Source organism: Nocardia brevicatena NBRC 12119, from assembly GCF_000308495.1.
In the GTDB taxonomy this organism is placed as follows: domain Bacteria; phylum Actinomycetota; class Actinomycetes; order Mycobacteriales; family Mycobacteriaceae; genus Nocardia; species Nocardia brevicatena.
Genome location: NZ_BAFU01000070.1, coordinates 231163 through 255796, shown reverse-complemented (window position 1 = coordinate 255796; position 24634 = coordinate 231163). Strand labels below are relative to the sequence as shown.

The 24634-nt window shown below is 69.2% G+C and carries 19 protein-coding genes; 9 read left to right on the top strand and 10 right to left on the bottom strand.

The annotated features are described in order from the left end of the window. Positions 1-118: 118 nt before the first annotated feature. The 6 genes from ON20_RS20170 to ON20_RS20145 form a co-directional block, all read right to left on the bottom strand. Positions 119-3856, bottom strand: coding sequence for a multifunctional oxoglutarate decarboxylase/oxoglutarate dehydrogenase thiamine pyrophosphate-binding subunit/dihydrolipoyllysine-residue succinyltransferase subunit (locus ON20_RS20170; RefSeq protein ID WP_051162954.1), 3738 nt, complete (start codon positions 3854-3856; stop codon positions 119-121). 169 nt (positions 3857-4025) lie between these two features. Beyond that, a complete protein-coding gene (locus ON20_RS20165; RefSeq protein ID WP_040837603.1) occupies positions 4026-7742 on the bottom strand; it encodes an ABC transporter ATP-binding protein in 3717 nt (1238 codons plus the stop codon). 70 nt (positions 7743-7812) lie between these two features. Next, the gene (locus ON20_RS20160) at positions 7813-8595 is read right to left on the bottom strand and encodes an ABC transporter permease (protein WP_040837601.1); all 783 of its coding nucleotides are present in this window, start codon (positions 8593-8595) and stop codon (positions 7813-7815) included. Further along, a complete protein-coding gene (locus ON20_RS20155) occupies positions 8592-9596 on the bottom strand; it encodes an ABC transporter ATP-binding protein (protein WP_040837599.1) in 1005 nt (334 codons plus the stop codon). Before ON20_RS20155 ends, ON20_RS20160 begins: the two co-directional genes overlap by 4 nt. Continuing rightward, positions 9593-10339 (bottom strand): hypothetical protein, encoded by a 747-nt coding sequence (locus ON20_RS20150; RefSeq protein WP_040837597.1) that lies wholly within the window; start codon positions 10337-10339, stop codon positions 9593-9595. The genes ON20_RS20155 and ON20_RS20150 overlap by 4 nt, the downstream gene beginning before the upstream one ends. Positions 10340-10524: 185 nt before the next feature. Then, positions 10525-11601 carry a glutathione S-transferase family protein gene (locus ON20_RS20145; protein WP_051162906.1) on the bottom strand — a complete coding sequence of 359 codons (1077 nt, stop codon included), beginning with the start codon at positions 11599-11601 and terminating at the stop codon, positions 10525-10527. 12 nt (positions 11602-11613) lie between these two features. On the opposite strand from ON20_RS20145, the gene ON20_RS20140 reads away from it, so the two are divergent. Beyond that, positions 11614-12408, top strand: coding sequence for an enoyl-CoA hydratase/isomerase family protein (locus ON20_RS20140; protein WP_040837595.1), 795 nt, complete (start codon positions 11614-11616; stop codon positions 12406-12408). Positions 12409-12569: 161 nt separating this feature from the next. Next, positions 12570-13940, top strand: coding sequence for a class I adenylate-forming enzyme family protein (locus ON20_RS20135; RefSeq protein ID WP_083865078.1), 1371 nt, complete (start codon positions 12570-12572; stop codon positions 13938-13940). 30 nt (positions 13941-13970) lie between these two features. On the opposite strand, the gene ON20_RS20130 is transcribed toward ON20_RS20135, so the two are convergent. After that, the gene (locus ON20_RS20130; RefSeq protein WP_040837593.1) at positions 13971-14729 is read right to left on the bottom strand and encodes a tyrosine-protein phosphatase; all 759 of its coding nucleotides are present in this window, start codon (positions 14727-14729) and stop codon (positions 13971-13973) included. Between the two features lie 385 nt (positions 14730-15114). On the opposite strand from ON20_RS20130, the gene ON20_RS20125 reads away from it, so the two are divergent. Together ON20_RS20125 and ON20_RS20120 are read left to right on the top strand one after the other, a co-directional pair. Then, a complete protein-coding gene (locus tag ON20_RS20125; RefSeq protein ID WP_040837591.1) occupies positions 15115-15606 on the top strand; it encodes a hypothetical protein in 492 nt (163 codons plus the stop codon). An 86-nt stretch (positions 15607-15692) separates the two neighbouring features. Then, complete coding sequence (locus tag ON20_RS20120; RefSeq protein WP_051162902.1) at positions 15693-16871, top strand: amino acid deaminase/aldolase; 1179 nt, start codon at positions 15693-15695, stop codon at positions 16869-16871. Positions 16872-17085: 214 nt separating this feature from the next. Here the strand turns inward: ON20_RS20120 and ON20_RS36570 are convergent, their stop codons facing one another. Further along, complete coding sequence (locus ON20_RS36570; RefSeq protein ID WP_051162900.1) at positions 17086-17952, bottom strand: DEAD/DEAH box helicase; 867 nt, start codon at positions 17950-17952, stop codon at positions 17086-17088. A gap of 187 nt (positions 17953-18139) precedes the next feature. On the opposite strand from ON20_RS36570, the gene ON20_RS36565 reads away from it, so the two are divergent. Both ON20_RS36565 and ON20_RS33310 read left to right on the top strand, forming a co-directional pair. After that, positions 18140-18916: a hypothetical protein gene (locus ON20_RS36565; RefSeq protein WP_157228915.1), complete on the top strand. Its 777-nt coding sequence runs from the start codon at positions 18140-18142 to the stop codon at positions 18914-18916. A 171-nt stretch (positions 18917-19087) separates the two neighbouring features. Then, a complete protein-coding gene (locus ON20_RS33310) occupies positions 19088-19609 on the top strand; it encodes a hypothetical protein (protein WP_051162895.1) in 522 nt (173 codons plus the stop codon). A gap of 54 nt (positions 19610-19663) precedes the next feature. Here the strand turns inward: ON20_RS33310 and ON20_RS33305 are convergent, their stop codons facing one another. Beyond that, a complete protein-coding gene (locus tag ON20_RS33305) occupies positions 19664-20158 on the bottom strand; it encodes a hypothetical protein (RefSeq protein ID WP_051162894.1) in 495 nt (164 codons plus the stop codon). 274 nt (positions 20159-20432) lie between these two features. Further along, complete coding sequence (locus tag ON20_RS20110) at positions 20433-22229, bottom strand: DEAD/DEAH box helicase (RefSeq protein ID WP_040837589.1); 1797 nt, start codon at positions 22227-22229, stop codon at positions 20433-20435. A gap of 62 nt (positions 22230-22291) precedes the next feature. On the opposite strand from ON20_RS20110, the gene ON20_RS20105 reads away from it, so the two are divergent. From ON20_RS20105 to ON20_RS20095, 3 genes are all read left to right on the top strand, one after another. Next, positions 22292-23137: a carbon-nitrogen hydrolase family protein gene (locus ON20_RS20105; protein WP_051162892.1), complete on the top strand. Its 846-nt coding sequence runs from the start codon at positions 22292-22294 to the stop codon at positions 23135-23137. Between the two features lie 11 nt (positions 23138-23148). Next, positions 23149-23811, top strand: coding sequence for a phosphoribosyltransferase (locus tag ON20_RS20100; RefSeq protein ID WP_051162890.1), 663 nt, complete (start codon positions 23149-23151; stop codon positions 23809-23811). 61 nt (positions 23812-23872) lie between these two features. After that, positions 23873-24607, top strand: coding sequence for an alpha/beta hydrolase (locus ON20_RS20095; RefSeq protein WP_040837587.1), 735 nt, complete (start codon positions 23873-23875; stop codon positions 24605-24607). Positions 24608-24634 lie beyond the last annotated feature (27 nt).

Genomic DNA, 24634 nt, shown 5'->3' with positions numbered 1-24634 from the left:
TGATGTCCGGCTCGCAGTAGGCCCGGCGGCTCGCGGCGCGCGGTCACTGTCAGGACTTCGCCGGCACGGCGAAGGGCCGAGCCCCCATACGGTGGCTCGGCCCTTCTCGCGGTGCCGATCAGTTGGTCGGCTCGAAGGCCTCTTCGATGATCTCGGCCTGTTCCACCGCGTGCACCTTGCTCGAACCCGAAGACGGGGCCGACATGGCGCGACGCGAGATACGACGCAGTCTGCCCAGGCGATCGGGGAGGATCTCGGGCAGGTGCAGACCGAAGAACGGCCAGGCACCCTGGTTGGCCGGTTCTTCCTGGACCCACGCGATATCGGTGGCGTTCGGGTAGCCCGCCAGCGACTCGTTCAGGCGGTACTGCGGGATCGGGTACAGCTGCTCGATCCGCACGATCGCGATATCCTCGCGCTTCTGCTTGGCCTTGGTCGCGGCCAACTCGTAGTAGAGCTTGCCGCTGGTCAACAGGATCCGCTTCACCTTCTCGCGGTCGCCGACGCCCTGCTCATAGGTGGGCTCGTCGAACACCGAACGGAACTTGCTCTCGGTGAAGTCCTTCAGGTCACTGACCACCGCCTTGTTGCGCAGCATCGACTTCGGGGTGAAGACGATCAGCGGCCGACGGATACCGTCGAGCACGTGCCGGCGCAGCAGGTGGAAGTAGTTGGCCGGCGTGGACGGCACCGCGACCGTCATGGAACCTTCCGCACACAGCTGGAGGAAGCGCTCGATCCGGCCGGAGGTGTGGTCCGGGCCCTGACCCTCGTGGCCGTGCGGCAGCAGCAGCACGACCTCCGACAGCTGACCCCACTTGGCCTCACCGGAGGAGATGAACTCGTCGATGATCGACTGCGCGCCGTTGACGAAGTCGCCGAACTGCGCCTCCCACAACACCAGCGCGTCCGGGTTGCCCAGCGAGTAGCCGTACTCGAAACCGACGGCCGCGAATTCGCTCAGCGCCGAGTCGTGGACGGCGAACCAGCCGGGATCGGCGCTGCCGATATTGTGCAGCGGCGTGTACTCCTCGGCGGTCTTGCGGTCGATGAGCACCGCGTGCCGCTGGGTGAAGGTACCGCGCCGGGAATCCTGACCGGTCAGGCGCACCGCCCGGCCCTCATCGATGAGCGTGCCGAAGGCCAGCAGCTCGGCGAAGGCCCAGTCGATCTTGCCCTCGTAGGCCATTTCGCGGCGCTTCTCCAACACCGGCCTGACCCGCGGGTGCACATTGAAGCCGTCGGGCACGTTGACGAAGGCGTCGCCGATGCGCTGCAGCACCGACTTGTCCACCGCGGTGAGCACCGTACCGGGCACCGTCTGGTCCTTCTCCACGGACGCGCTCGGCCCCGGCGGGTACTTCTCCAGTTCACGGACCTCGTTGAACACCCGCTCCAACTGGCCCTGGTAATCGCGCAGGGCGTCCTCGGCCTCTTTCAGCGAGATATCACCGCGGCCGATCAGGCTCTCGGTGTAGCTCTTGCGGACGCTGCGCTTGGTGTCGATGACGTCGTACATGTACGGCTGGGTCATCGACGGGTCGTCGCCCTCGTTGTGGCCGCGGCGGCGGTAACAGATCAGGTCGATCACCACGTCCTTGCGGAACTTCTGCCGGAAGTCGACCGCGAGCCGGGCCACCCAGTCGCACGCCTCCGGATCGTCGCCGTTGACGTGGAAGATCGGGGCGCCGATGAACTTGGCGATATCGGTGCAGTATTCGGTGGAGCGGCTGTTCTCCGGCGCGGTGGTGAAACCGATCTGGTTGTTCACCACGATGTGGATGGTGCCGCCCACGCGGTAGCCGCGCAGACCCGACATGTTCAGGGTCTCGGCGACCACACCCTGCCCGGCGAACGCGGCGTCACCGTGCAGCATCAGCGGTACGACCGAGAAGCCCTCGTCGCCGTCGCCCTTGTCCAGCAGATCCTGCTTGGCGCGGACCAAACCCTCCAGCACCGGATCGACCGCCTCCAGATGCGAGGGGTTGGCGGTGAGCGAGACCTTGATTTCGTTGTCGCCGAACATCTGCAGGTAGTTGCCCTCGGCACCGAGGTGGTACTTCACGTCGCCCGAACCGTGTGTGGCGGCCGGGTTCATATTGCCCTCGAACTCGGTGAAGATCTTCGAGTACGGCTTGCCGACGATATTGGCCAGCACATTGAGCCGGCCACGGTGCGGCATACCGATGATGACCTCGTCGAGGGTGTGCTCGGCGCACTGGTCGATCACGGCGTCCATCATCGGGATCACCGCTTCGGCGCCCTCCAGCGAGAACCGCTTCTGGCCGACGTACTTGGTCTGCAGGAAGGTTTCGAACGCCTCGGCCGCGTTGAGCCGGTTCAGAATGTACTTCTGCTGGGCGACGGTTGGTTTGACGTGCTTCTGCTCGGCCCGGTCCTGGATCCACTTCAGCTGCTCGGGATCCAGGATGTGGGTGTATTCGACGCCGACATGCCGACAGTAGGCGTCACGCAGCACCGACAGCACATCGCGCAGCTTCATCTGCTCCTGGCCGTGGAAGCCACCGACATTGAACTGGCGGTCCAGGTCCCACAGGGTCAGGCCGTGCTGGGTGATGTCCAGGTCGGGGTGGCTGCGGAACTTGTCCTTGACCAGGCGCAGCGGATCGGTGTCGGCCATCAGATGGCCGCGGTTGCGGTAGGCGGCGATCATCTCCAGCACACGGGTGCTCTTGTCGACACCGCGTTCCCGGACGTCCTTGCGCCAGCGCACCGGCTCATACGGCACGCCCAGACCGTGGAAGATCTCGTCGTAGAACTCGTCGGCGATCAGCAGGTTGTGGATGGTGCGCAGGAAATCGCCCGACTCCGCACCCTGGATGATGCGGTGGTCGTAGGTGGAGGTGAGGGTCATCAGCTTGCCCACGCCGATCTCGGCGAGGCGCTCATCGCTCATCCCCTGGAACTCGGCCGGGTACTCCATGGCGCCCGCGCCGATGATCGCGCCCTGGCCGGGCATCAGCCGCGGCACCGAGTGCACGGTGCCGATGGTGCCCGGGTTGGTCAGCGAGATGGTGACACCGGAGAAATCCTCGGTGGTCAGCTTGCCCTCGCGGGCCCGGCGGACGATGTCCTCGTAGGCGCTGTGGAACTGACCGAAGCTCATCTCCTCGGCGCCCTTGATGGCGGCGACGACCAGCGACCGGCTGCCGTCCTTGCCCGGCAGATCGATGGCCAGGCCCAAGTTGGTGTGCGCGGGGGTAACCGCGTTCGGTTTGCCGTCGACCTCGGCGAAGTGCCGGTTCATGTTCGGGAAGGACTTGACCGCCTGCACGATGGCGTAACCGAGCAGGTGGGTGAAGGAGATCTTGCCGCCGCGGGTGCGGGCCAGATGGTTGTTGATGACCAGACGGTTGTCGATCATCAGCTTGGCCGGCACGGCGCGGACGCTGGTCGCGGTCGGGATGGATAGCGATGCCGACATGTTCTTGGCGACGGCCGCGGCGGCCCCGCGTAAGACCTTGGATTGGTCCTCCACCGCGGTCGGTTTGGGTCCACCGGAAGTGGGGGCGGCGTTGGAATTCCGGGCCGGGGTGGTCTGCGGCTTGCGCACCTGCTGCGGAGCGGTGCTCTTGGCCGCGGGTGCGGCGGTGGTCGCGGCGACAGCTCCGGCTCCGGCCGGTTTCACCGCGGCGGTGGTGGCGGGTGCGCTGTTGGTGGACGGCGCGGGGGCCGGGGCGGCGGTCGCGGGCTTCGGCGGTGCGGGCCGGGTCTCCGGCGCGGAGGCGGCTCGGTCGGCTCCCGCGTCACCGGCTGTTTCGGGGTTGTAATCGGCGAGGAACTCGTGCCAGCTTTCATCGACCGACGATGGGTCTTGCTGGAACTTCTGGTACATCTCGTCGACCAGCCACTGGTTCTGTCCGAACTGGGAAGTTGAGCTGCTCACAGCAGGTGTTCGCCTCATTTCGTTCTTCGCGCTGCGACGTTTGTGACGTGCCCGGCCCGGGGATCGGCGGACGTACGCCGATGCACCCGTTCAGAGGATAGGCCCACGCGCCCGATGGTCACGCAACCCCACCACCCGACAGCCCCGACCTCATTGTTGGTGCCTCGTCCTCTATCGAGAATATGCCCTCGTCGTTACCCGCCGCTGCCCACAGCCGGGCATACTCACCGCCCGTGGCGAGCAGCTCGGCATGGGTGCCGGTCTCGACGATCCGGCCGTGGGCGACCACGGCGATCCGATCCGCGCGGGCGGCGGTGGCCAACCGGTGCGCGACCACGACGGTGGTGCGGTCACGGGCCAGCGAACCGGTGGCGACCAGCACCTTCTCCTCGGTATCCGGGTCGAGGGTGGCCGTGGCCTCGTCCAGTAGCAAGAGATCGGGGTCCACCAGATGGGCCCGGGCCAGGGCGATCAACTGCCGCTGTCCGGCCGACAGGCCGCGGCCGCGTTCTCCCACCGGTTGACGCATTCCCAGCGGCAGGGAGGCGATCATCTCGGCCGCGCCCACCGCTCGAGCGGCCTCGGCGATCTCGACCTCGCTCGCGGATGGTTTCCCGAATGCGATGTTGCCGGTGATATCGCCGGTGAACAGGTGAGCTTCCTGCGGGACGATGCCGAGCCGGCGACGGTAGTCCGACAGCCGGTAGTCCCGGATATCGACCCCGTCCACGTAGATCCGGCCGGTGTCGGTGGGCGCGGGGTCGTAGAGCCGGGCCAGGAGCTTCACGATCGTCGATTTGCCCGCGCCGGTGGCACCGACCAGGGCCAGTGTCGTCCCCGGCGGAATATCCAGATCGACACCGTCGAGGGCGGGCCGTTCGCTTCCCGGGTAGCGGAACCGCAGGGCCCGTACCGCGACCTCGCCGCGCAGCCGGTCGGAGATCGATACCGCGTCGGTCCGGTCGGCGGCAATCGAGGACGGGGTGCGCAGCAGGGCGCCGATACGGCGCAGCCCCACCCGGGCCTGCTGGTAGCCGTCGAACACCTGGGACAGCTGCTGGATCGGACCGAACAGCAGTTCCAGATACAACACGAACGCGACCAGGGTGCCCGCGCTGGTACCGCCGTCGGCCACCGCGTGGGCTCCGATGAAGACCACCAGGGCCAGCGCCAGGTCCGACCACGCCACCACGAAGGCGAAGTACAGCGCGATGGCGCGCTGTGCCCGCATCCGGCTGCGCCGGTAGCGCAGCGAGTATTCGGCGAAGCGCTGCGCCGCGGGCCGTTCGTGCCGGTATGCCTGCACCGCCCGCAGCCCGGCGATGTTCTCCTGGAAATCGGCGTTGACGGTGGATACGTGTTCGCGGGAGACGCTGTAGGCGACCGAGGACACCCGGCGGAAGATCACCGTGGCCCCGATCAGCGGCGGCAACACTCCCAGCAGCACCACCAATGCCAGTCCGGTATCGATCACCAGCAGCGCGGCCGCGATCCCGAGCAGGGACAGCGCGCTCACCAGCGAGGTCGACACCCCGGTCTGCAGGAAGGTGCTCAAGGCATCCACGTCGGTCGTCATCCGGGTCATGATCCGACCGGACATCTCCCGTTCGTAGTAGTCCAGCCCGAGCCGCTGCAGATGGGCGTAACTGCGTATGCGCAGGCCGTAGAGGACGCGTTCGCCGGTACGGGCGGTGAGCGTGGTGAGGGCCGCGGCCACCGCCCAGCCCACCGCGACCAGTAGTACGCCCAGGAACGCCGCCCGGGGCAGCGCGCTCGGATCGCCGCCGGTGACGCCGGTATCGATGGCGTACCGCACGATCGGCGGGAAGCCGATGCCGATGAGCGCGTCGAGCGCGAGCAGCACCATGACGGTCAGCACCAGCCGGCGGACCGGCCACAGCAGCCGGGTCAGCCGGAATCCCGGATCGGGTGCGCGCAGGCGCCGGTCGTCGAGGCCGGGCTCCTCGGTGGCCGGTGGCAGTTTCTCGATGACACGGCGAAGTTCCGGGGTCTCGCTCAGATCGGCGGATACGCGGTCGGCCCGGCCGTGGGCGGGTGTCCGCGGCGGGAGCCGGTCCGGGTCGGGTATGGCGCCGACCGCGGGTGTTGTGACGGGGGCGGGCAGGCGGATGACCCGGTCGGCGTGGGCGAGGGTGGATTCGCGGTGGGCCAGGATCAGGGTGGTGCGCGTGCCGGCGTCGGGCAGCGCGCCGAAAATGGCCGCCTCGGTCACCGCGTCCACGGCCGAGGTCGCGTCGTCCAGCACCAGGATGCGGGGACGGGCCAGCAACGCCCGGGCCAGGGCGATGCGCTGGCGCTGCCCACCGGACAGGGTGAGCCCGCGTTCGCCGACCACGGTGTCGTAGCCGTTGGAGAGCCGTTCGATGAACTCATCGGCCGCGGCCAGTTTCGCCGCGTGCCGGATCTCGGCGTCGGTGGCGTCCGGGCGGCCGAGGGCGATATTCGCGGCGATGGTGTCGCTGAAGAGGAACGGGTCGTCGAGGACGACCCCGATGGCCTCGCGGAGCTGTTCGGCGCGGACATCGGCGATATCGACGGCCACGCGCCGGCGGCCGGCCGCGGTCGCCGGCCCGGGCATATCCCCGTCTCCGCTCCCGAACAGCCGGATACGGCCGGAATCGGGGCGGTAGAAGCGCGGCAGCAGCAGCGACAGCGTGGTCTTACCGGAACCGGACGGACCGATGATCGCCACTGTCTCGCCGGGGCGCACCGTCAGATCCAGATCGCACAGCACCGATTGACCGGGGTCGAAGCCGAAAGTCAGTCCTTCGATATCGATTCCGAGCGGTCCGTCCGGCAGCGGGACCGGCCGGGGCGGGTCGGCGATCGTGGGCGCGGCGTCGATCACCTGGTACACACGTTCGGCCGCGGCCCGGGTGAGCTGGGCCAGGATCACCACCGAGGCCATGACGCGGGCGGTGGTGGTCATGGTGGTGACATAGGCCGTGAAGGCGAGGAACGTGCCGAGCCCGATATCGCCGCGCAGGGCCAGCATCCCGCCGAGGGCGATCACCGCGACCAGGCCCGCCTGCGGGATCGCCGCCAGGGTGGGCGCGAACCGGGAATTGATCGAGGCGGCCCGCATCCGTTCCGCGAACAGGGCACGCCCGTGCCGTTCCAGCCGATCGACCATGCGGGCTTCCTGCCCGAAGCCCTTGACCACCCGCACCCCGGTCACGGTTTCCTCGACGTGCTGGGCGAGTTCGGCGGCACGCTGCTGGGCCGACCAGGTGGCGGCGTGCAGGCGGGGTCGCAGCCGGTACACCACCACCGCGACCGCGGGCACCATCAGCAGCGCCACCCCGGCCAGCAGGGGCGACAGCCACAGCATCACCCCGGCGGCGAGCAGGAACTGCAGCAGTGCCATACCCGACAGCGGAGCCATGGCCAGCAGACTCTGCACCAGTTGCAGGTCGGTGATGGACCGGGAGACCACCTGCCCGGTGCGCAGTGCGTCCTGTCCGGCGCCGTCCAGGCGCTGCAACGAGCCCAGCAGTGCTACCCGCAGGGTGTGCTGGACGTCCAGGGAGAGCCGGCCGGCCAGCAGCCGCCGCCCGAACGACGCGACGAAGCGACCCGCGGCCAGCAGCATCAGCAGGCCGGCGACGACCCCGATGACAGCGGTATCGCCGACACCGGCCGCGTCGATCGCCTGTTTGGTGAGCAGCGGCGCCACGATCTCGGCGGCCGCGCCCGCCACCAGCGTTACCGCGATACCCGCCACCGTGCCGCGGTGGCGCAGGCATTCCGACCAGATCCGGCGTAGCCAGCCCGCCTCGGACGGGCCGCCGTCTCCGGCCACCCCCATGATCATTCCCCTGTCGTTTCGTGCCATCCACGATAACGACGCCTACCGACGAGCCGTTGTTCCCGTCGGCCGGGGCTCAGAGCTCGTCGGTGCGCACCGACCACCAACCCAAACCGCCGATGCCGATGGCCCACAGGAGCAGAACCACCATCGCAGCCGGGGTGGGGGCGAGGATATCGCTGTCGGTGAACGAACCGACGGCCACTGTACTCACCGTCGACGACACGGGCAGCAGCGTCGACAGGCCCGGTAGACCGATTCCGCTGGTGACCGCCCAGATGAGCGGTTCGGCGAACAGCAGCCAGCCCAGCACCACGCCCACCGCGGTGAGCGGTGAACGCAGCCACAGGCCGAGACCGGTCCCGATCACCGCCCAGCAGACCGCGGCCAGCAAACCGCCGCCCAGCACCCCGAACAGACCGGCGCCGAACTCGAATTTGTCGCGGCCGAACACCAGCAGACAGGCCAGTGCCACGACCTCCGCGACGAGCGCGGCGGCCAGTGCCACGCCTGCGGTGACCAGCATCTTCGCCCCGGCCAGCCGATCGCGGTCGGGGGTGAACAACGCCGTCACGGCGAGCGTGTCGTAGCGGTGTTCGCCCCCGGCGCCCGCGGCGGCGAACGCGCCCGCCGCCAGGATCACGGCCGCCAGCGCCAGGTACAGACCCACCGTGGCGGCGCCGGTCGCCGGTTCGCCCCGGGGGTCGCGTGGTCCGGCCAGGAGGGCGGTGGTCGACACGGCCAGAAGCGCGACGACCGGGACCAGCGCGGCCATCGACCGGGCATACCGCAGCGTGATCGCCTTGCGGTACTCGGCATGAAGCGGCGGAAGCAGATCCGCCGGTACGACGTCGATCATCGAGGAACCCCGTGCGGCATCGGAGTGGACGGTTGCGGCATCCGGTAACCGGGTGCCGGAGGGGGAGCGGGGTGCGCGGTCGGTTTGGTGAGGGACGCCAACACCCGATCCGGATGGATCGGATCGGCGACGATACCGTCCAGCCGGACGGCGGCGGCATGCGCGGCGGCCACGATCTCCGTTTCGGTCGCCCCCGCCACCGCCAGCCGGCCGTCGGGGCGGATGACGGCGTCGGTCAGCCCACGGGAGGCGAGCATGGTCGCCAGGGCGATCGGCGAGGACGACGCGACGACCAGCCGGTCGGGATTACCGCGCCGCAACCGGGCCGGGCTGCCCTGGTACACCACCGTGCCCTCACTGAGCACCACCAGTCGGTCGGTCGCCGGCAGTACCGGGGCCAGACGCTGCGCGGTGGACAGAACCGTACCGCCGCGGCGGATATGCGCGCGCAGGAACTCCTGCAGCCAGGCCAGTTCGCCGGCGTCCAGTTCGGCGGTGGGCTCGTCGAGTATCAACAGCGGCGGATCGGTGAGCAGCGCCGTGGCCAAGGCGGCCCGGGTTCCCTCGCCCGGGGTCAGTTCGCCCGCCTTGGTGCGGGCCCGTTCGGCCAGTCCGGTCAGTTCCAGCACCGCGCGCACCCGGGCGTCAGGCAGGCCCGCGGCGGCCGCGTACACGCGCAGATGGTCTCGGACGGTCCGGTCGGGGTACAGCCCGCGGGGCGAGAGCACCGCGCCCACGGTGGCGGCTCCGGGACCGGCGACCGCGCTGTGGCCGGTACGCACCGGGTTCGATCCCGCGACGGTGACGGACCCCGCGGTGGGCTCCACCAGACCGAGCAGGATGCGCAGGATGGTCGTCTTGCCCGAGGCGGGCGGCCCGACCAGGACGGTGGCGGTTCCGGCGGGGACGGCGAAGCTCACGTCCTGCACCGCGGTGAGGAAACCGTCGTAGCGTTTGGTCAGTCCCCGGGCCGTGATCGCCGGGGGACGCGTCGTACTCACTGCGGATCGACCGGGTGCTGCGGGGCGGCCGGGGGTTCCGGTGCCGCCTTGTCCAGGGCGGTCAGCGGCGCGGCGTCCACGATCCGGACAGCGTCCGGCCAGGCGGCCGGCGCGGGCCCGAACGCCTTGCGCGCGTTGTTGACGGTGGCCTTGCCGAGGGTCCGGTTACCCACACCGCCGATCACGGCGCCGATCCCGGCGGGAACCACCTTGCCCGCCATCAACGCCATCCGTTTGGTGAGGAAGCGCACGGCGAACCGCTTGAGCAGCGAATCGTTCATTCCGGCGATCCCGGGAATCCGATTGGCGAAGGCGGTGCCCCAGTTCTTGGCCGAGCTTCCGATGCTCTTCTGCACGATCTGCATACCGGCATCGCCCAACACCACGGCCAGCACCAGCGCGCGCCGCTGTTCGGAGTCGTCGGGCCGGACCCCGTGCACGGCCGCCACCGCGAGGGTGAACAGCGCCGATACCTCCAGGAAGAGGGTGGTCTCCGCACCGACCGCGCCGAGTGCGGCGATGGTGCCCACACCGGGCAGGGCCGCGACCGCGCCGACCGCGCCGCCACTGCCGGTCACCGCGAGTAGATACTGTTTCTCCAGCCGGGAGATGATCTGTGCGGGGGTTTCGCCGGGGTGGGCGCGGCGCAGACGCGCGACGTATTCGGCCACCGCGGGCGCCTGTAGACGAGAACCGCTGTCGAGCAGTTCGATGACGGTTTTCTCGAACGCCCCTTGAAACACGGCGTCATCCTCCTCTTTGCCCTCTGCTGGAGACTGTAGGGCACCGAGCCGGTCGGTACGTCATGACGACAACGTCACAACCGGACGGCCCGGTTCCCGAATACCCGGGGCGGGCGCCGATTATCAGGCGCGCCGCCAGGTCGCACCGGCCATGTGGACTGCGTCTCCATGGACGGCGGGGTCCGTCAGTGCAGCGGGGTGGCCTCCGCGGGCACCCGTTCGGCCTCGGGCACAGGCCCCGGCGGAGTGCCGTCACCGAACGGGCGGCCGCCGAGTTCCTCGCGGCCGTGCGGGGTGAGCCAGTTCGACAGGTCCGGGCCCTTGGGCACCACCCGGGTGGGATTGATATCGGCGTGCACCACGTAGTAATGGGTCTTGATCTGCGCGAAGTCGGTGGTGTCGCCGAAACCGGGGGTCTGGAACAGGTCGCGGGCGTAGGACCACAGCACCGGCATCTCGGTCAGTTTGTTCCGGTTGCATTTGAAATGGCCGTGGTACACGGGATCGAAGCGGGCCAGCGTGGTGAACAACCGGACATCGGCCTCGGTGATGGTGTCGCCGACCAGGTAGCGTTGGCCGGCCAACCGGTCCGACAACCAGTCCAGTGCGGTGAACAGCCGGTCGTAGGCCTCCTCGTAGGCATACTGGGCGCCGGCGAAACCGCAGCGGTAGACCCCGTTGTTCACCTCCCGGAAAACCCGGGCGTTCACCTCGTCGATCTCCGCGCGCAGCGGTTCGGGGTACAGGTCCGGCGCCCCGTCGCGGTGGTGGGCGGACCATTCGGTGGAGAAGTCCAGGGTTATCTGCGCGTAGTCGTTGGTGACCACCTGGCCGGTCGGGACGTCCACGACGGCCGGTACGGTGATGCCGCGCGGATAGTCCGGGAACCGGGCCAGATACGCGTCGCGCAGCCGCGGGATACCGAGCACCGGGTCGACCCCGCCGGGGTCCAGATCGAAGGTCCAGCTCAGTTTGTCGTGGGTGGGGCCGCACAGTCCCAGGGAGACCGCCTGTTCCAGTCCCAGCAGCCGGCGCACGATCAGGGTGCGGTTGGCCCACGGACAGGCCCGCGCGGCGATCAGTCGGTAGCGTCCCGGTTCCACGGGATATCCGTCGCGGCCGTCGGCCGTGATGCGGGTGGTTATGTAGTGGGTGTCGCGTTTGAACTCGGTTTTCTCGACATATGTGCCCTGCTCCGCTCCCGACTCGCTCACACGGACAGTCTCGCAGACCGAGCGGTCATTCGGCGGTATACGGGCCATAGGCTGACCGGTATGAGTGAAACGAAACCCACTCGGCTGGAGCGGACCGCTACCGAGGGCGGAGCCGAAATGGCCACGCTGACCCTGGCCCATCCGCCGCTGAACCTGTTCGACCGGGCCATGTTCGATGCCCTGGTCGCCGATATCGCGGAGTTGACGGCGAACCCGCCGCGCGCTGTGTTGCTGCGGGCCGAGGGCAAGGTCGTTTCCGGCGGGGTGGATGTGCACACCTTCGACGGGCTCACCACCGAACAGGGCGCCGAGCTGTGGCGGGATCTGTTCGCCCGGATCTGCCATCCCTTGGAGGCGCTGCCGTGTCCGGTGGTGTTCGCCGCGCACGGGCTCACTCTCACCGCGGCCTTCGAGATCGCCCTGGCCTGCGATGTGATCGTGGCGGCGCCGGCGGCGAAATTCGGGCTGGTGGAGATCGTGGTGGGGTTGACCCCGTCGATGGGCGGTCCGCAGCGGTTGGCCGAGCGGGCGGGTTCGGGCCGGGCTCGGGAGCTGGTCATGACCGGTGGTCTGTACGACGCGGCGACCATGGCCGACTGGGGTGTGGTGAACGCCGTGCACGAGGACGTCGACGCCGCGGCCGTGGCCCTGGCCCGCCGGCTCGCCGAAGGCCCCACCCGGGCGCACGCGGCCACCAAACAGATCGTCGCGGCCTGGCGTTCCGGTGGTGTGGCGCACGCGGATTCGGTGACTCCGCAGGTGTCGGCCGAGCTGTTCGACACCGAGGATCTGCGTAGTGCCGTGCGCAGCTTCCTGACAGTGGGGCCGGGGAAGGCGACATATACCGGTCGTTGAGCGGAGCGCGGATCGGGCGCATCGGTGGGTGCGGCGGTAGCGAGGAGACCGCCGCACCCACCGCGGGATCACGACACGGCGACTTTCGCCGACTCGCCCCCTTTCCTGTGATCTGCATCATATAGTCGCAGTGCCCGACTTTTCGAGCGCGCGGAGGTCCGATGCAAGACGGCACTACGGCAACATTCGGGCCACTTCTCCTCTCGAGCGACGCGAACGACTCGGCGCGTCTGTTGGTCGAATATCCCGGATCGGGAGCCCGATCCGATACACCGCTGTCCCGGGGGGCGGACGGGGTGCTGCGCTACGGCAATCTCGGCCCCGCACTCACCGAACTGCTCGATGTTCAGGTGCATGCCTTCGCCGAGCGGGAGGCCGTGGTCGAGCTCGGCGGTCCCCGGCTCACCTATCGGGAGCTGTGGCATTCGGCGTCGCGGGTGGCGGGAGGACTGCAGGACCACGGCATCGGCTACGGTGACCGGGTCGCCGTGCACATGCCCCCCGGTGCGCGCTGGGTACAGGCGTTTCTCGGTGCGCTGCTCAGCGGGGCGGTGCCGGTGGCGGTCCACCACGGCCTGCCCGAGCCCCTGGTCGAGCGGGTGATCGCCGACAGTGATGCCGACTATGTGCTCGGATCGCGTGGCCGCGGCTGCGGTGCCACCCGCCCGGGGGCGCAGGTGGAGGCCGAACTGCCCGACGGGGCCCCCTTCATCGACGACGGTGCGACCCTGAACGATCTGGCCCTGCTCTGCTACACCAGCGGTGCGGGGTCGGCCGGGACGGCCGCATCGACACCGAGGGGCGTCGAGCTCACCAATGAGAATCTGCTGTCGGCGATTCGCTCCATGGTCGCGGCCCTCGACCTGTCGTCGGAGGGTCTGCGCAATCTGGTGCTACTGCCGCTCGCGCACGCCGGCGGTTGCGTCGATCAGCTGCTGCCGACCTTCGCGGTGGGCGGCACGGTGGTGCTGGCACCCGATACCGGTCGGCCGCTGGAAGCCCTGCGTGAAGCCCTGGTCACCGAGCGTATCGATATGATCTCGGCGAACGCGCGGATTCTCGACGGGATACTGCCCACCCTGGCCGGCGAACGCGCCGAGGGTCTGCCCACCGACAGGGTGGTTCGAATCAGCACGGCCGGTCGGCCCGCCGCGGATACCCGGGAATCGTCTCGGTCGCCGGCCATCGGGATGGCCGAGAAGCTCTATCGGGTGTTCCCCTCCGCCCGGCAGTGGTCGCTGTGGGGCGCGACGGAGACGAGCGGAATCGGGCTGGCCATCGGCCCCACGGCGGGTCCGGCCGACGACGAGGGTGGCCTGGTGCTCGGCCTCCCGTTCGGCGGTACCGAGCTCGCGCTGTGCGGGCCGCGGGCGAAGGACGGGCACGGCGAGCTGCTGTGCCGGGGGCCGAATGTGACCCGCCGGTATTGGAACGATCCGCAGAGCACCGCCGCCCGGTTCACCGGGACGTGGTTCCACACCGGGGATCAGGTCACCATCGGCGCCGACGGTCTGGTACGCCGCAGCGCGTAGCGACGGGCCACCGACATTCGCGGGGCCGGTTCAGTCGACCAGGCGGGCCCGCAGGCGGGTGCGCAGGTCCCGCGTCAGTCCTACGGCCGACATATAGGTCTCGAACTCGCCGTGCAGATCCCGCACCGCGTCGTTGGCCGCCCGCAGGTATTCCTCCCGCACTCCCAAGATGTTGTCGGCCAGTTCCCGCTCGGGGCCGAGTTCCTCCCGCATGGCGGCGCGCAGCTCCGCTACCGCGCGGTTGCTGAGCAGGTAGTCGGCCAGGATGTCCTCCTCGGTGACTCCCACCGCCCGCAGCAGGGTGGCGATGGCCCAGCCGGTGCGGTCCTTGCCCGCGGCGCAGTGCACCAGGACGGCGCCCTCCTCGGCGACAATGGACTTCGCGATCGCCACAATGGCCGCGTGGGCCTGGGGTCGCGCCGGGAAGTTCCGGTACACGTCGAACATGTAGGTGAGAGCGGAGAGTTCGGCGGTCTCCCCGGCCCGCTCATGGGGTGGCGCTCCGACCGTACTGTCGTAGAACGGGGTGACGACGAGGCGGATCTCCGGTGGTAGGTGATCGTGTCCGGCGCGCTCGATCTCCCGATGGCCGCGCAGGTCGTGGACGGCACGGACGCCGAGTTCGCGCAGCGTGGCGTGCCCGTTCTCGTCCACTCGGCTGAGCTGGGCCGAGCGCAACAGCACACCCGGCCGGAGTTGCGCCCCGTCGATGGTGCGGAGACCGCCGAGATCGCGGTAGTTGAAGGTGCCGCGGATGCGGAGATGGTCGGCGGATGTGGAGCTGGTCACCGGAACAGGCTATCGGTGGCCCCCGCGGGCCCGGCTGTGTGATGGAGCACACGTAGCGGGGGTGAGTCCTGGCGGAAGTACAGTAGTCGATGGCCTGTCGACGGGAAGGGGCGAGAAGAATGTCCCGATGACCGGCACACTACGGGCCGGGATCGCATCGTGGTGCGGGGCGGTCGCAGGAACAGGGTTTCCTTCGGGGTGAAAAACAATCTTCGAGTACAGAATCGTTATCTAAAACGTTCCTAAACTCTGGAAATATTCTAATATCGGAGAAGGTTGGACTGGATCGACCGAACAATCCCGACTTCTGCCGCTGGTCCAGTCAGTCGCCTCGGAGCCGCGAATACGGCCCGGAGTGCGCGAGCCATCTGCGAGGGAGCTGTCGTTGAGCGCACGTGGAGAAATGTTGAAAGACCGTCAGAGCGCCCGCATAGCGGTCGAGGTGACGGAAGCCGTCCGCACAGTGGCGGCCTCCCTGGATATCACCGGGGTGCGCGCGCTGCGTACATTACTGCACGCCGGGCTGAGTGCGTACTGGCCGACGATCAAGGCCGCGCCGGCCCAGCAGGTGCTCGCCTACGAGCGGACCGTGCAGCAGTTGCGTCAACACTGGGACGACCGATCCGAGTATTCACCCGAACCCGTGGTCGCCGCGCGGGTGCGCAGGCATGAGAACGAGGTGGCGGCCGGCCTCCAACTCTGCGCCGAACTCTCCGGCTGCCAGTGGTTGGAACCGGTGGAGTCCATCGCGGCGTGCGCCATCTCGGTGGTACAGGGGGTGGTACTGCGTTGGCTGGCCGATTGTGACGACGAGGCGGTCCTGGTGGCCTTCGACGATCTGGTATCCAATCTGTCCGCCCGGGCGGTGTGCGCCTAGGAGCACTTCCGTCCCCACTCCGGCCGGAGGTAATACCCGCGTCCGCGACCCTGGACGTTTGACCAGTTGAATGGTTGAGTGGGCGGGTGAGCGAGACTTCACCGTTTGCCGCCCTGCACACGGCCACCGCCGAGCTGGACCCGCCACTCGCGGTGCTCGATCTGGATGCCGTTAACGCCAATGCCGCCGACCTGGTGCGCCGCGCCTCGGGCCGGCCCATCCGAGTGGCGAGTAAATCCGTGCGTTGCCGCGCGGTATTGGAACTGGTCCTCGGTAGTGAGCTGACCGCCGCCGGCGGGTTCGCCGGCATCATGTCCTATTCCCTGGCCGAGGCCATCTGGCTGGTTCGCCACGGTGCGCGCGATGTGCTGCTCGGCTACCCGACCGTCGACCGGACGGCGTTGACCGAACTCGCCGGCGACCGGCGACTGTCCGACGCCATCACGCTGATGGTCGACGATATCGCCCAACTCGACCTGATTCGCGCCGCCGTCGGCTCCGACCGGTTGCGTCCGCGCATCTGTCTGGATGTGGACGCCTCCCTGCGGATCGGTCCGCTGCATCTGGGAGTGCGCCGCTCACCCGTCCGTACCCCCGAGCAAGCGGTGCGGCTGGCGACGCAGGCGCGGGAACGCGGTTTCGATGTGGTGGGTGTGATGACCTACGAGGCGCAGATCGCCGGACTTCCGGACAGCTCGATGGCGGTGCGCCTGATGAAGAAGGTCTCCGCCGCCGAGATCGGCCGGCGGCGCACTGCGGTCCTGGACGCGGTGGTGTCCGCCGTCGGGCCGTTGGAGATCGTGAACAGCGGTGGCACCGGTTCGGTGGAGCTGTCCGCCGCCGCTGACGGGGTCACCGAGGTGACCGCGGGTTCGGGGCTGTCCGTGCCGACCCTGTTCGACGAGTACCGGTCCTTCACCGCGCGGCCCGCGCTCTATTTCGCCCTGCCGGTATTGCGCAAACCGGCCTCCGGGGTGACGACGGTCTTCGCCGGCGGCTATATCGCGTCCGGTCCGCCCGGGACCGCGCGGGTTCCCAGACCGGTGTGGCCGGTGGGATTGGGTCTGCTCGGTACCGAGGGTGCGGGCGAGGTACAGACACCGTTGTCGGGGGCGGCTGGGCCGGCCATCGGCGATCGAGTGTGGTTCCGGCATGCGAAGGCGGGTGAGCTGTGCGAACGGTTCGACCGGTTGTATCTGGTGGACGGCAACGGCGCTCGGACCGCGGTGCCGACGTACCGGGGTGAAGGGCAGTGTTTCGGCTGACCGTGCCGATACCGGCCGGGCCGGAGGGAGCGGCACGGCATGCCTTTGAGCGGACGACCGGTTTGGTATTTGTCGCGCGGTGATTTTCGCTGTAGCGTGCGAAATCGACGTATATTTCGGGGCCGCTGTAATACGGCATGAAATTCCCGGAGAAATCACCGGGATCGGTGTCCGGTGAAATACGTGGTAGCGCTCGTCCGGGTCGAATACGAACTCAGGTCAGCTGTATGAAACGCGCGAGTTCGGAAAGGCCTTCCGGTGTGTCCGGCAGGTATTCGGTCAGCAATGGCGAGCGGATGACGATCGCCTTCCATCTGGCCCGGCACAGGGCATCGTGAACCAGCGTGCGCGAGACCAGGGGTGTCATCCCACACGGGGCGTCGTCGGGGGCGGAGGTCGTCACCGACAACAGCACCACGGCAGCTTCCCGACCCCGGAACAGGTCGGGCGTGCCGACCAGAACGTCCTCGATCCTGGCGTTGGCCAGCAGCGTGCGAATCCGATTGGCCTGTGCCCGATAGGGCGTCACCACGAAAATATCGTGCGCCCGCAGCCTTTCGCTCGACGAGCCCGATATCCAGGAGCGGCCGAGCAGCACCCGCACCTGCCGCACCACCTCGCGCGCCTCGGCGTCCGAGACGGTGGAGTTGCCGTGATGGGTTACCAGTACCGTGCTGATACCGGGCTCGGTCGCATCGGGTCCGCGGGGCACCGTCGCGGTGGTCTCGGCCCGAAGCCTGCCGGCGTAGTAGAGGCGGGAGATCGGTTCGCTCACCCTCGGATGCGACCGGCGGGTGCGGTCCAGGAAATAACCCCGGTACGCGGGCAGGACATCGTGCCCTCCGGTGAGCCATTCGAGGACGGGCAGGTCCGCCGGTTCCGGATGCGGTCCGGCCGGCCGGGGTCGGGCGCCGGACCCGGTGTCCGGATTGCCGAGGACGAGGAGATTGCGGGCGCTCACCGCCACACCGACGGTATCCGCCAGGGCGAATACGCCCGCGTCCGCGATCACCAGCAGATCGAGAGCGCCGTGGGGCACCTGTCCCGGGTCGGCGAAATCTCCGGCGGCACCGCCGAGCACACAGCCCCGGATAGCGTTCTCCAGGAAGCGTGGCCAGCGGGCGGGGGGGAACGACCGTCCATTCGGAGGCGACGGCCACCGCGTCCTGCTTGGCCACCAGTTCCGGCAGCACTCCGGCACGGACCACGGCGTCCAGCAGATTCTCCACCACGATGGACGAGGGGGCGACGACCCCGACCCGCCAGTGGTGCCGCGTGACGAGTTCGGCGACGACCCCGGCGACGGTCGTGGTTCTGCCGGTACCGGTGGGGGCCTGTACGGCCAGATAAGAGCGGTCCAGATCGCGCAGTGCCGCCGTGATCGCGGCCGTAGGGTCACCGGATGTCCGCGGCAGCGCGTCGCGGGTCCGCAGCCGGGGTCCGCGGAGCGCGAGAATGTCGAAGATCGCGGTCTCCGGGACGGCGGGCAGCGCCATGAGCAACTGCCCGCCGAGATATTCGACCGCTGCCGCGGTCTCGTCGACCTCGCCCCGCAGCCGGGGTGCGATGGCGGCGGGCAGGTCGCCATAGGGGGCGCAGCCCGGTGGAAGTTCTTCCTCCAGCCGCACGGTATCCGCGAATTCGGCGTCGACCGAGCAGCCGAGAACGGTAGCGGTCGCCAGTCCGCGCGCGGTGCCGGTGGTGCGCATACCGGGCGTGGGGCGGTCGTAGCAGGTGTACACCGCGGTACCGGGGGCGAGCCTGCCGGTGCCGATCCGGCCGGTCAGGGTCAGGAACCGGCGCATGATGTCGCCGCGCGGGCCGAGATGCCATTTCGTGTCGACCGTGCCCCATTCGGCGACCATCGCCCCGGAGGTGTCCGGCCATTCCTCGAAGGGGCGGTTCAGCAGGTCGATATGGCTCCACCAGGCGGACTGCCGTTCGCGGCGGTGGTAACCGAGCGCCGCGGCGGTGAGGGCTGCCACCCGCCGGGAATCGAGCGGCGGGCAGGCCGGGAATGGTTCGGGGATCGGGTCGGGCGGTAGCGGAGCCCCATGCCGCGAGGTGGTCTCGTCGGGTGCTTGCTCGGCCGTGTCCGGGCGGATGGGCGAGGTGCTGTCGTCGGCGTATTCGGTGAGAGCGGCTTCGACCGAGCTCGGATACGACGGAGGTGCGGTGACGGCCCAGCGGACCGGAGCGGTTTCCACCGGGGCGGGGTGGGTCCGGTCCCGCCGGCGCGTCCGGGCGCCCAGCCAGTCCCGAAGCCGCAGCACCACGCGGGAGTCCGGTTCGTCCGGGGGCACGGAATCCGCGAGGAGGACGCGCAGCCGATCCAGCTCATAGGAGCGCACACCGATCAGGACGGCGCCACGGAGGAACGGGTAGAGGTCGACGAGGATATTCGCGCGGAACAGTTCGTCGAGGGCCTCTTCGCCGGTACCGAGGCGTCCGCTCGCCGACAGCAGCGCCGACCGTACCGTCGAGCCGTAGTGGTAGACGCGCAGATCCGAATGGTGGTCACGCCGGCGGGCGACGGTGTCGACGAGTTCGGTGAGCACCCGCCGCTGTTCGGCGCGGGATCGGCGGCGCTGTTCGGATGGGAGATACGGGCCCGCCGGATCGACGACGATGTCGCGGGAGAGCAGGGTGGTGGCGCGGTCGCCGAGTTCGATCCGCAGCCGCCGCGGCGCCACGCGCCGCGCCGTCAGGGCCAGGTCGTCGGGGGAGGAGGCCGGTAGTGCGGCGACGGTGGCCGGGTCGAGGAGAACATGCTCCGGGCGACCGGAACCTTCCTACCGGAGCTGGATATCGGCCTGGCGACGGAGTCGGGCGAGGGTGCGTGCCGGTATCCCGCTCGGGACGGACGGGTGGGCGGCCGAGCGTGAGGCGCCGGTATGAGCGGCCAGCCGGTCGATGGTGGTGATACCGGCCTCACGCAGCCGTGCCCGAGTAGCCGAATCCGTACCCGCCACCAGCAGTAGGTCCCGGGATTCGGACAGGGCCGCGGTACAGGTGCGGCAGCGGCCGCAGGCCCGATAGCGCGGGTCATCCCATTGCACCGGCAGGAGTTCGTCGAGTTGTTCGGCGACGATCCTTTCCACCCTGCGGCGTCGGGACCGGTATACCGGGAGCGCGTCGGCGAGCGCGACGGTGTGCGTGTGGTCGCCGATACGGACCGTCACCAACGGATCGACCGGCTCCCCGGCGCGTTCCACGGCCTGCGCGCAGGCCGCCGCTTCCACGGCGGTCGCGACAATGCGGTCCGGATCGGGAGTGTCGCCGAGCACTCGGTAGCGGGTGCCGTGGGCAGTGCGTACCAGGGCATCGGCGCGGGCGACGAAGTCGTCGATTCACATCGTGCGGCGCGCACGAGATCCGCGGTACCGCATACGACCCGATCACCGACAACGAACAACCGTGCCCTCCTGCGTCCAGCGGGACACCGGCCAGCGCAAACCATCCTGCGCGCCGGACGGCAACACTGTAACCAGTGCCTCCACGCTATGGGCCGCGGGTCGGACCGGCACGGCCGGGCGAGGGAAGCGTGCGCGGGGAAACGGCTCAGGAACGCGGTTTACGCCGTTCCTGTCGTTTGCCGCCGTCCCGACGCGGCCCACGGCCGAGTCCACGGTGCACGGGCGGGCCGGGGTCCGGCTGTAGTTGGATCAACACACCGCTGATCCGGGTTCCGCGAAGCGCCTCCAGGGTCTCCTCCGGCAGTTGGGCGGGCAGTTCCACCAGACTGTGGTCGGGACGGATGCTGATATGCCCGAAATCGCTGCGCCGCAGACCGCCCTCGTTGGCGATGGCGCCGACGATCGCGCCGGGCACCACCCGATGCCGTTTGCCGACATTGATCCGATAGGTGGCCAGTTCGGTGCCGGTCACCCGATGCCGACCGGCCGCGCTGCGTCGCTCGCCGTCGAAGGCGCGCGGCGCTCGTTCACGGCGCGGGCGTTCCACCGGTTCCGGTTCGGGCTCCAGGAAGAAGTCGTCGCCGTCCTGCGCGCTCACCGCCAGCGCCGCGGCGATATCCGCCAGCGGGATGTTGTGCTCGCGTTCGTAGTCTTCGATCAGGCCGCGGAACAGGGCCAGGTTGTCGGAGCTGAGGTTCTCGGTGATGGCGTCGCCGAATTTGGCGACCCGCTGCGCGTTCACATCGTCCACGCTGGGCAGCTGCATCTCGGTCAGCGGATGCCGGGTGGCGCGTTCGATGGACTTGAGCAGATGCCGTTCCCGGGGCGCCACGAACAGCAGGGCCTGGCCGCTGCGTCCCGCCCGGCCGGTGCGCCCGATCCGGTGCACATACGACTCGGTGTCGTGCGGGATGTCGTAGTTGACCACATGCGAGATGCGATCGACATCCAGACCGCGGGCGGCGACATCGGTGGCGACCAGAATGTCGAGGGCGCCCGCCTTGAGCTGCCCGATAGTGCGTTCCCGCTGCGCCTGCACGATATCGCCATTGATCGCCGCCGCGGAGAAACCGCGGGCGCGCAGCTTCTCGGCCAACTCCTCGGTGGCCTGTTTGGTGCGCACGAAGATGATCATGGCCTCGAACGGCTCCACCTCGAGAATTCGGGTGAGCGCGTCGAGTTTGCGCTGATGGGAGACCTGCACCCAGCGCTGGGTGATATTGGTGTTGGTGGTGGTCCGCGCCTCGACCGTGACCTCCACCGGCTCGTGCAGATACTGCTCGGCGATCTTGCGGATGGCCGTGGGCATGGTCGCGGAGAACAGCGCGACCTGCTTGTCGTCGGGGGTGTCGGCGAGGATGCGCTCCACATCCTCCTGGAACCCCATCTTCAGCATCTCGTCGGCCTCGTCGAGCACCAGGTACCGCAACCGGGTCAAATCCAGGGTGCCCTTCTCCAGGTGGTCGATCACCCGGCCCGGGGTGCCCACCACCACCTGCGCGCCGCGCCGCAGGCCGGACAGCTGCACCCCGTAGCCCTGCCCGCCGTAGATGGGCAGGACGTGCACCTCCGGCATATGCGTGGCGTAGCGGCCGAACGCCTCGGCGACCTGGATGGCCAGCTCGCGGGTAGGGGCGAGCACCAGCGCGGTGGGCTGTTTGCCGGTGGGGCGCCCCCGCAGCAGACCCATCAGAATGGGGATGGCGAAGGCAGCGGTCTTACCGGTACCGGTCTGTGCCAGACCGACCACATCGGCGCCATCCAGCAGTGGCGGGATGGTGGCCGCCTGGATGGGCGACGGGGATTCGTAACCGACATCGGCGATGGCCGCGAGGATTCGGTCATCGATGCCGAGGTCGGCGAAGGACGGGCCGGCGGCGTCAAGTTCGGTGGTGTCGCGAACCATGTCGTTGGTTACGCCGGCGTCCTGATTGGTGCTCATTGACCAGTAGTTTACTGCCTGGTCCTGGTAGTACCGGCCACCGGGCCAATACGGTGAGCACCATGGAAGCCGATACCACGACCACCGCGCCGCCGTCGGAAGCCGCCCGGACCGATATCGCCGTGGTGCAATTCGCACCGTATACCGACCGGTCGGCCAACCTCGCGGTGCTCGCCGATCATGTGCGGACGGCGGCGGCCCACGGCGCTCGGGTGGTGGTCGCGCCGGAGTATTCGATGTTCGCGGTCGCCCGGCTGGATCGGCGGGCGGTCGCCGCGGCGGAGCCGCTCACCGGTCCGTTCGTCACCGGCCTCGCCGAACTGGCCGCGCGGACGGGGGTGTACCTGGTCGCCGGGGTGGTCGAGACCACAGAACCGGACGACGGCCGGATCCACAACACGCTGGTGGCGCTCGCCCCGGACGGAACGCTCATCGCCTCCTACCGCAAGGTGCATCTCTACGACGCATTCGGGCAGCGGGAATCCGAGATCGTGCGTCCCGGTCCGCTCGCCGAGCCCGCCACCTTCACCGTCGACGGCGTGAGGTTCGGCCTGCAGACCTGCTTCGACCTGCGCTTTCCGGAGGGGTTCCGGCGCCTTGCCGCAGCGGGGGCGCAGGTGCTGCTGCTGCCTGCGCAGTGGATCCCCGGACCGGGCAAGGTCGACCAGTGGACGACGCTGCTGCGTGCCCGCGCCATCGAGAACACCGTCTATGTGGCGGCGGCGGACCAGTGCGCGCCCCGCGGGGCGGGTGCGTCGATGATCATCGATCCCACCGGGGCGGTATTGGGTGAACTGGCCGACGAGCCGGGGGTGGTACACGCCGGAATAGACATCGACCGACTGGCACGGGTGCGGGCCGTCAATCCGAGCCTCGCCCTGCGGCGCTACACCATCGCGGCGGAGTAGCGTTCCAGGTGATGACCTACGCCGATCGCACCTCCGCCGGACAGGCGCTGGGCAACCACCTGACGCACCTGCGCGCGGCGAACCCGCTGGTGCTCGGGCTGCCGCGCGGCGGCGTCCCGGTCGCCGCCGCGGTCCGCGAGGTGATCGGCGGAGACCTGGACATTCTGCTGGTCCGCAAGCTCGGTGTGCCCTGGCAGCCGGAGCTGGCGGCGGGCGCGATCGGAGAAGACGACGCCCGCGTGGTCAACCGGGAGGTACTGCGACAGACCGGGCTCGAGCCGCGGGAACTGGACGAGATAGAGGAGACCGAACGCGCCGAGCTGCGTCGCCGCCGTTCGGTCTGGCGCGAAGGCGCCGCCCCGATACCGATGGCCGGGCGCACCGTCGTGATCGTCGACGACGGCATGGCGACCGGGGCGACGGTCCTGGTGGCCTGTCGGGTGGCGCGCTCCCAGCGCCCGAGCCGGGTCGTGGTGGCGGTACCGGTGGCCTCGCCCGAGGCGATGCGCCGGGTGGCGGCCGAAGCCGACGAGCTGGTGTGTCCGCTGGTACCGGCGTCGCTCGGCGGGGTCGGGGGCGCCTACCTCGACTTCCACCAGCTCGACGACAGCGAAGTGACGGAACTGCTCGGCTCCCGAGAGCCGATGACGCCCGAGCCGGGCGGCGAACTCTAGTACGCTCGCGGCGAAAATCGTGTCCCACCACCGTGCGTCGCCTCTTTGCCACAATCGTGACATGAGCTTTTTCGAAGGTGCCCGCGGGCAGTTGCACTATCGCGCGTGGCCTGTCGATGAGGCGCCGGCGGGTCTGGTGCTGCTGCCGGGGACAGGCCAGCACAGCGGGCACTACCACCGTTTCGCCCGGCAGGTGAACGGTGCCGGATTCCGGATGTGGGCGTTGGACACGGCCGGGCACGGGCTCAGCGAGGGGGATCCGGAGCGGCCGGGCACATTGCGTGAGCTCGTGGCCGACGCGGTGCGCCTGGTCGAGCTGGTGCGCCGAGACCATCCGACCATGCCGTTGACTCTTATGGGGCATTCGCTCGGAGCGGTCACCGCTCTGGGCATGTTGGGCGCGGCGGTGCCGCCGCCGGCCGACGCGGAGCATTCGATGGACGGTACGGTCTCCGCGGGCTATCCGCTGGTCCCGGCCCTGGACGCGAACATATTGGCCGGCCTGGTGCTATGCGGTACCCCGCGGCGGGCGCTGGGCGGTGGGGTGCCGGGCGCGCCGGGAACACCGCTGCCGGAACGGTTTCCGGTATTGGTGGTACACGGTGTCGACGATCGTCGCGCCCCGATGGACGCCGTGCGAGTCTGGACGAGCCGCCACGAATCGGTAGATTTACGAGTGTATTCCGACGCCGGGCACGATCTGCTGCACGAACCGGTACACGCGCGAGTCGGCGCCGATATCGTGCGATGGATGCGGGAAGTGGTCGTGGCGTCGGCGGGGCACAGCCACCGATAGCTGTCGCGTACAGCGGATCAGGAAGGG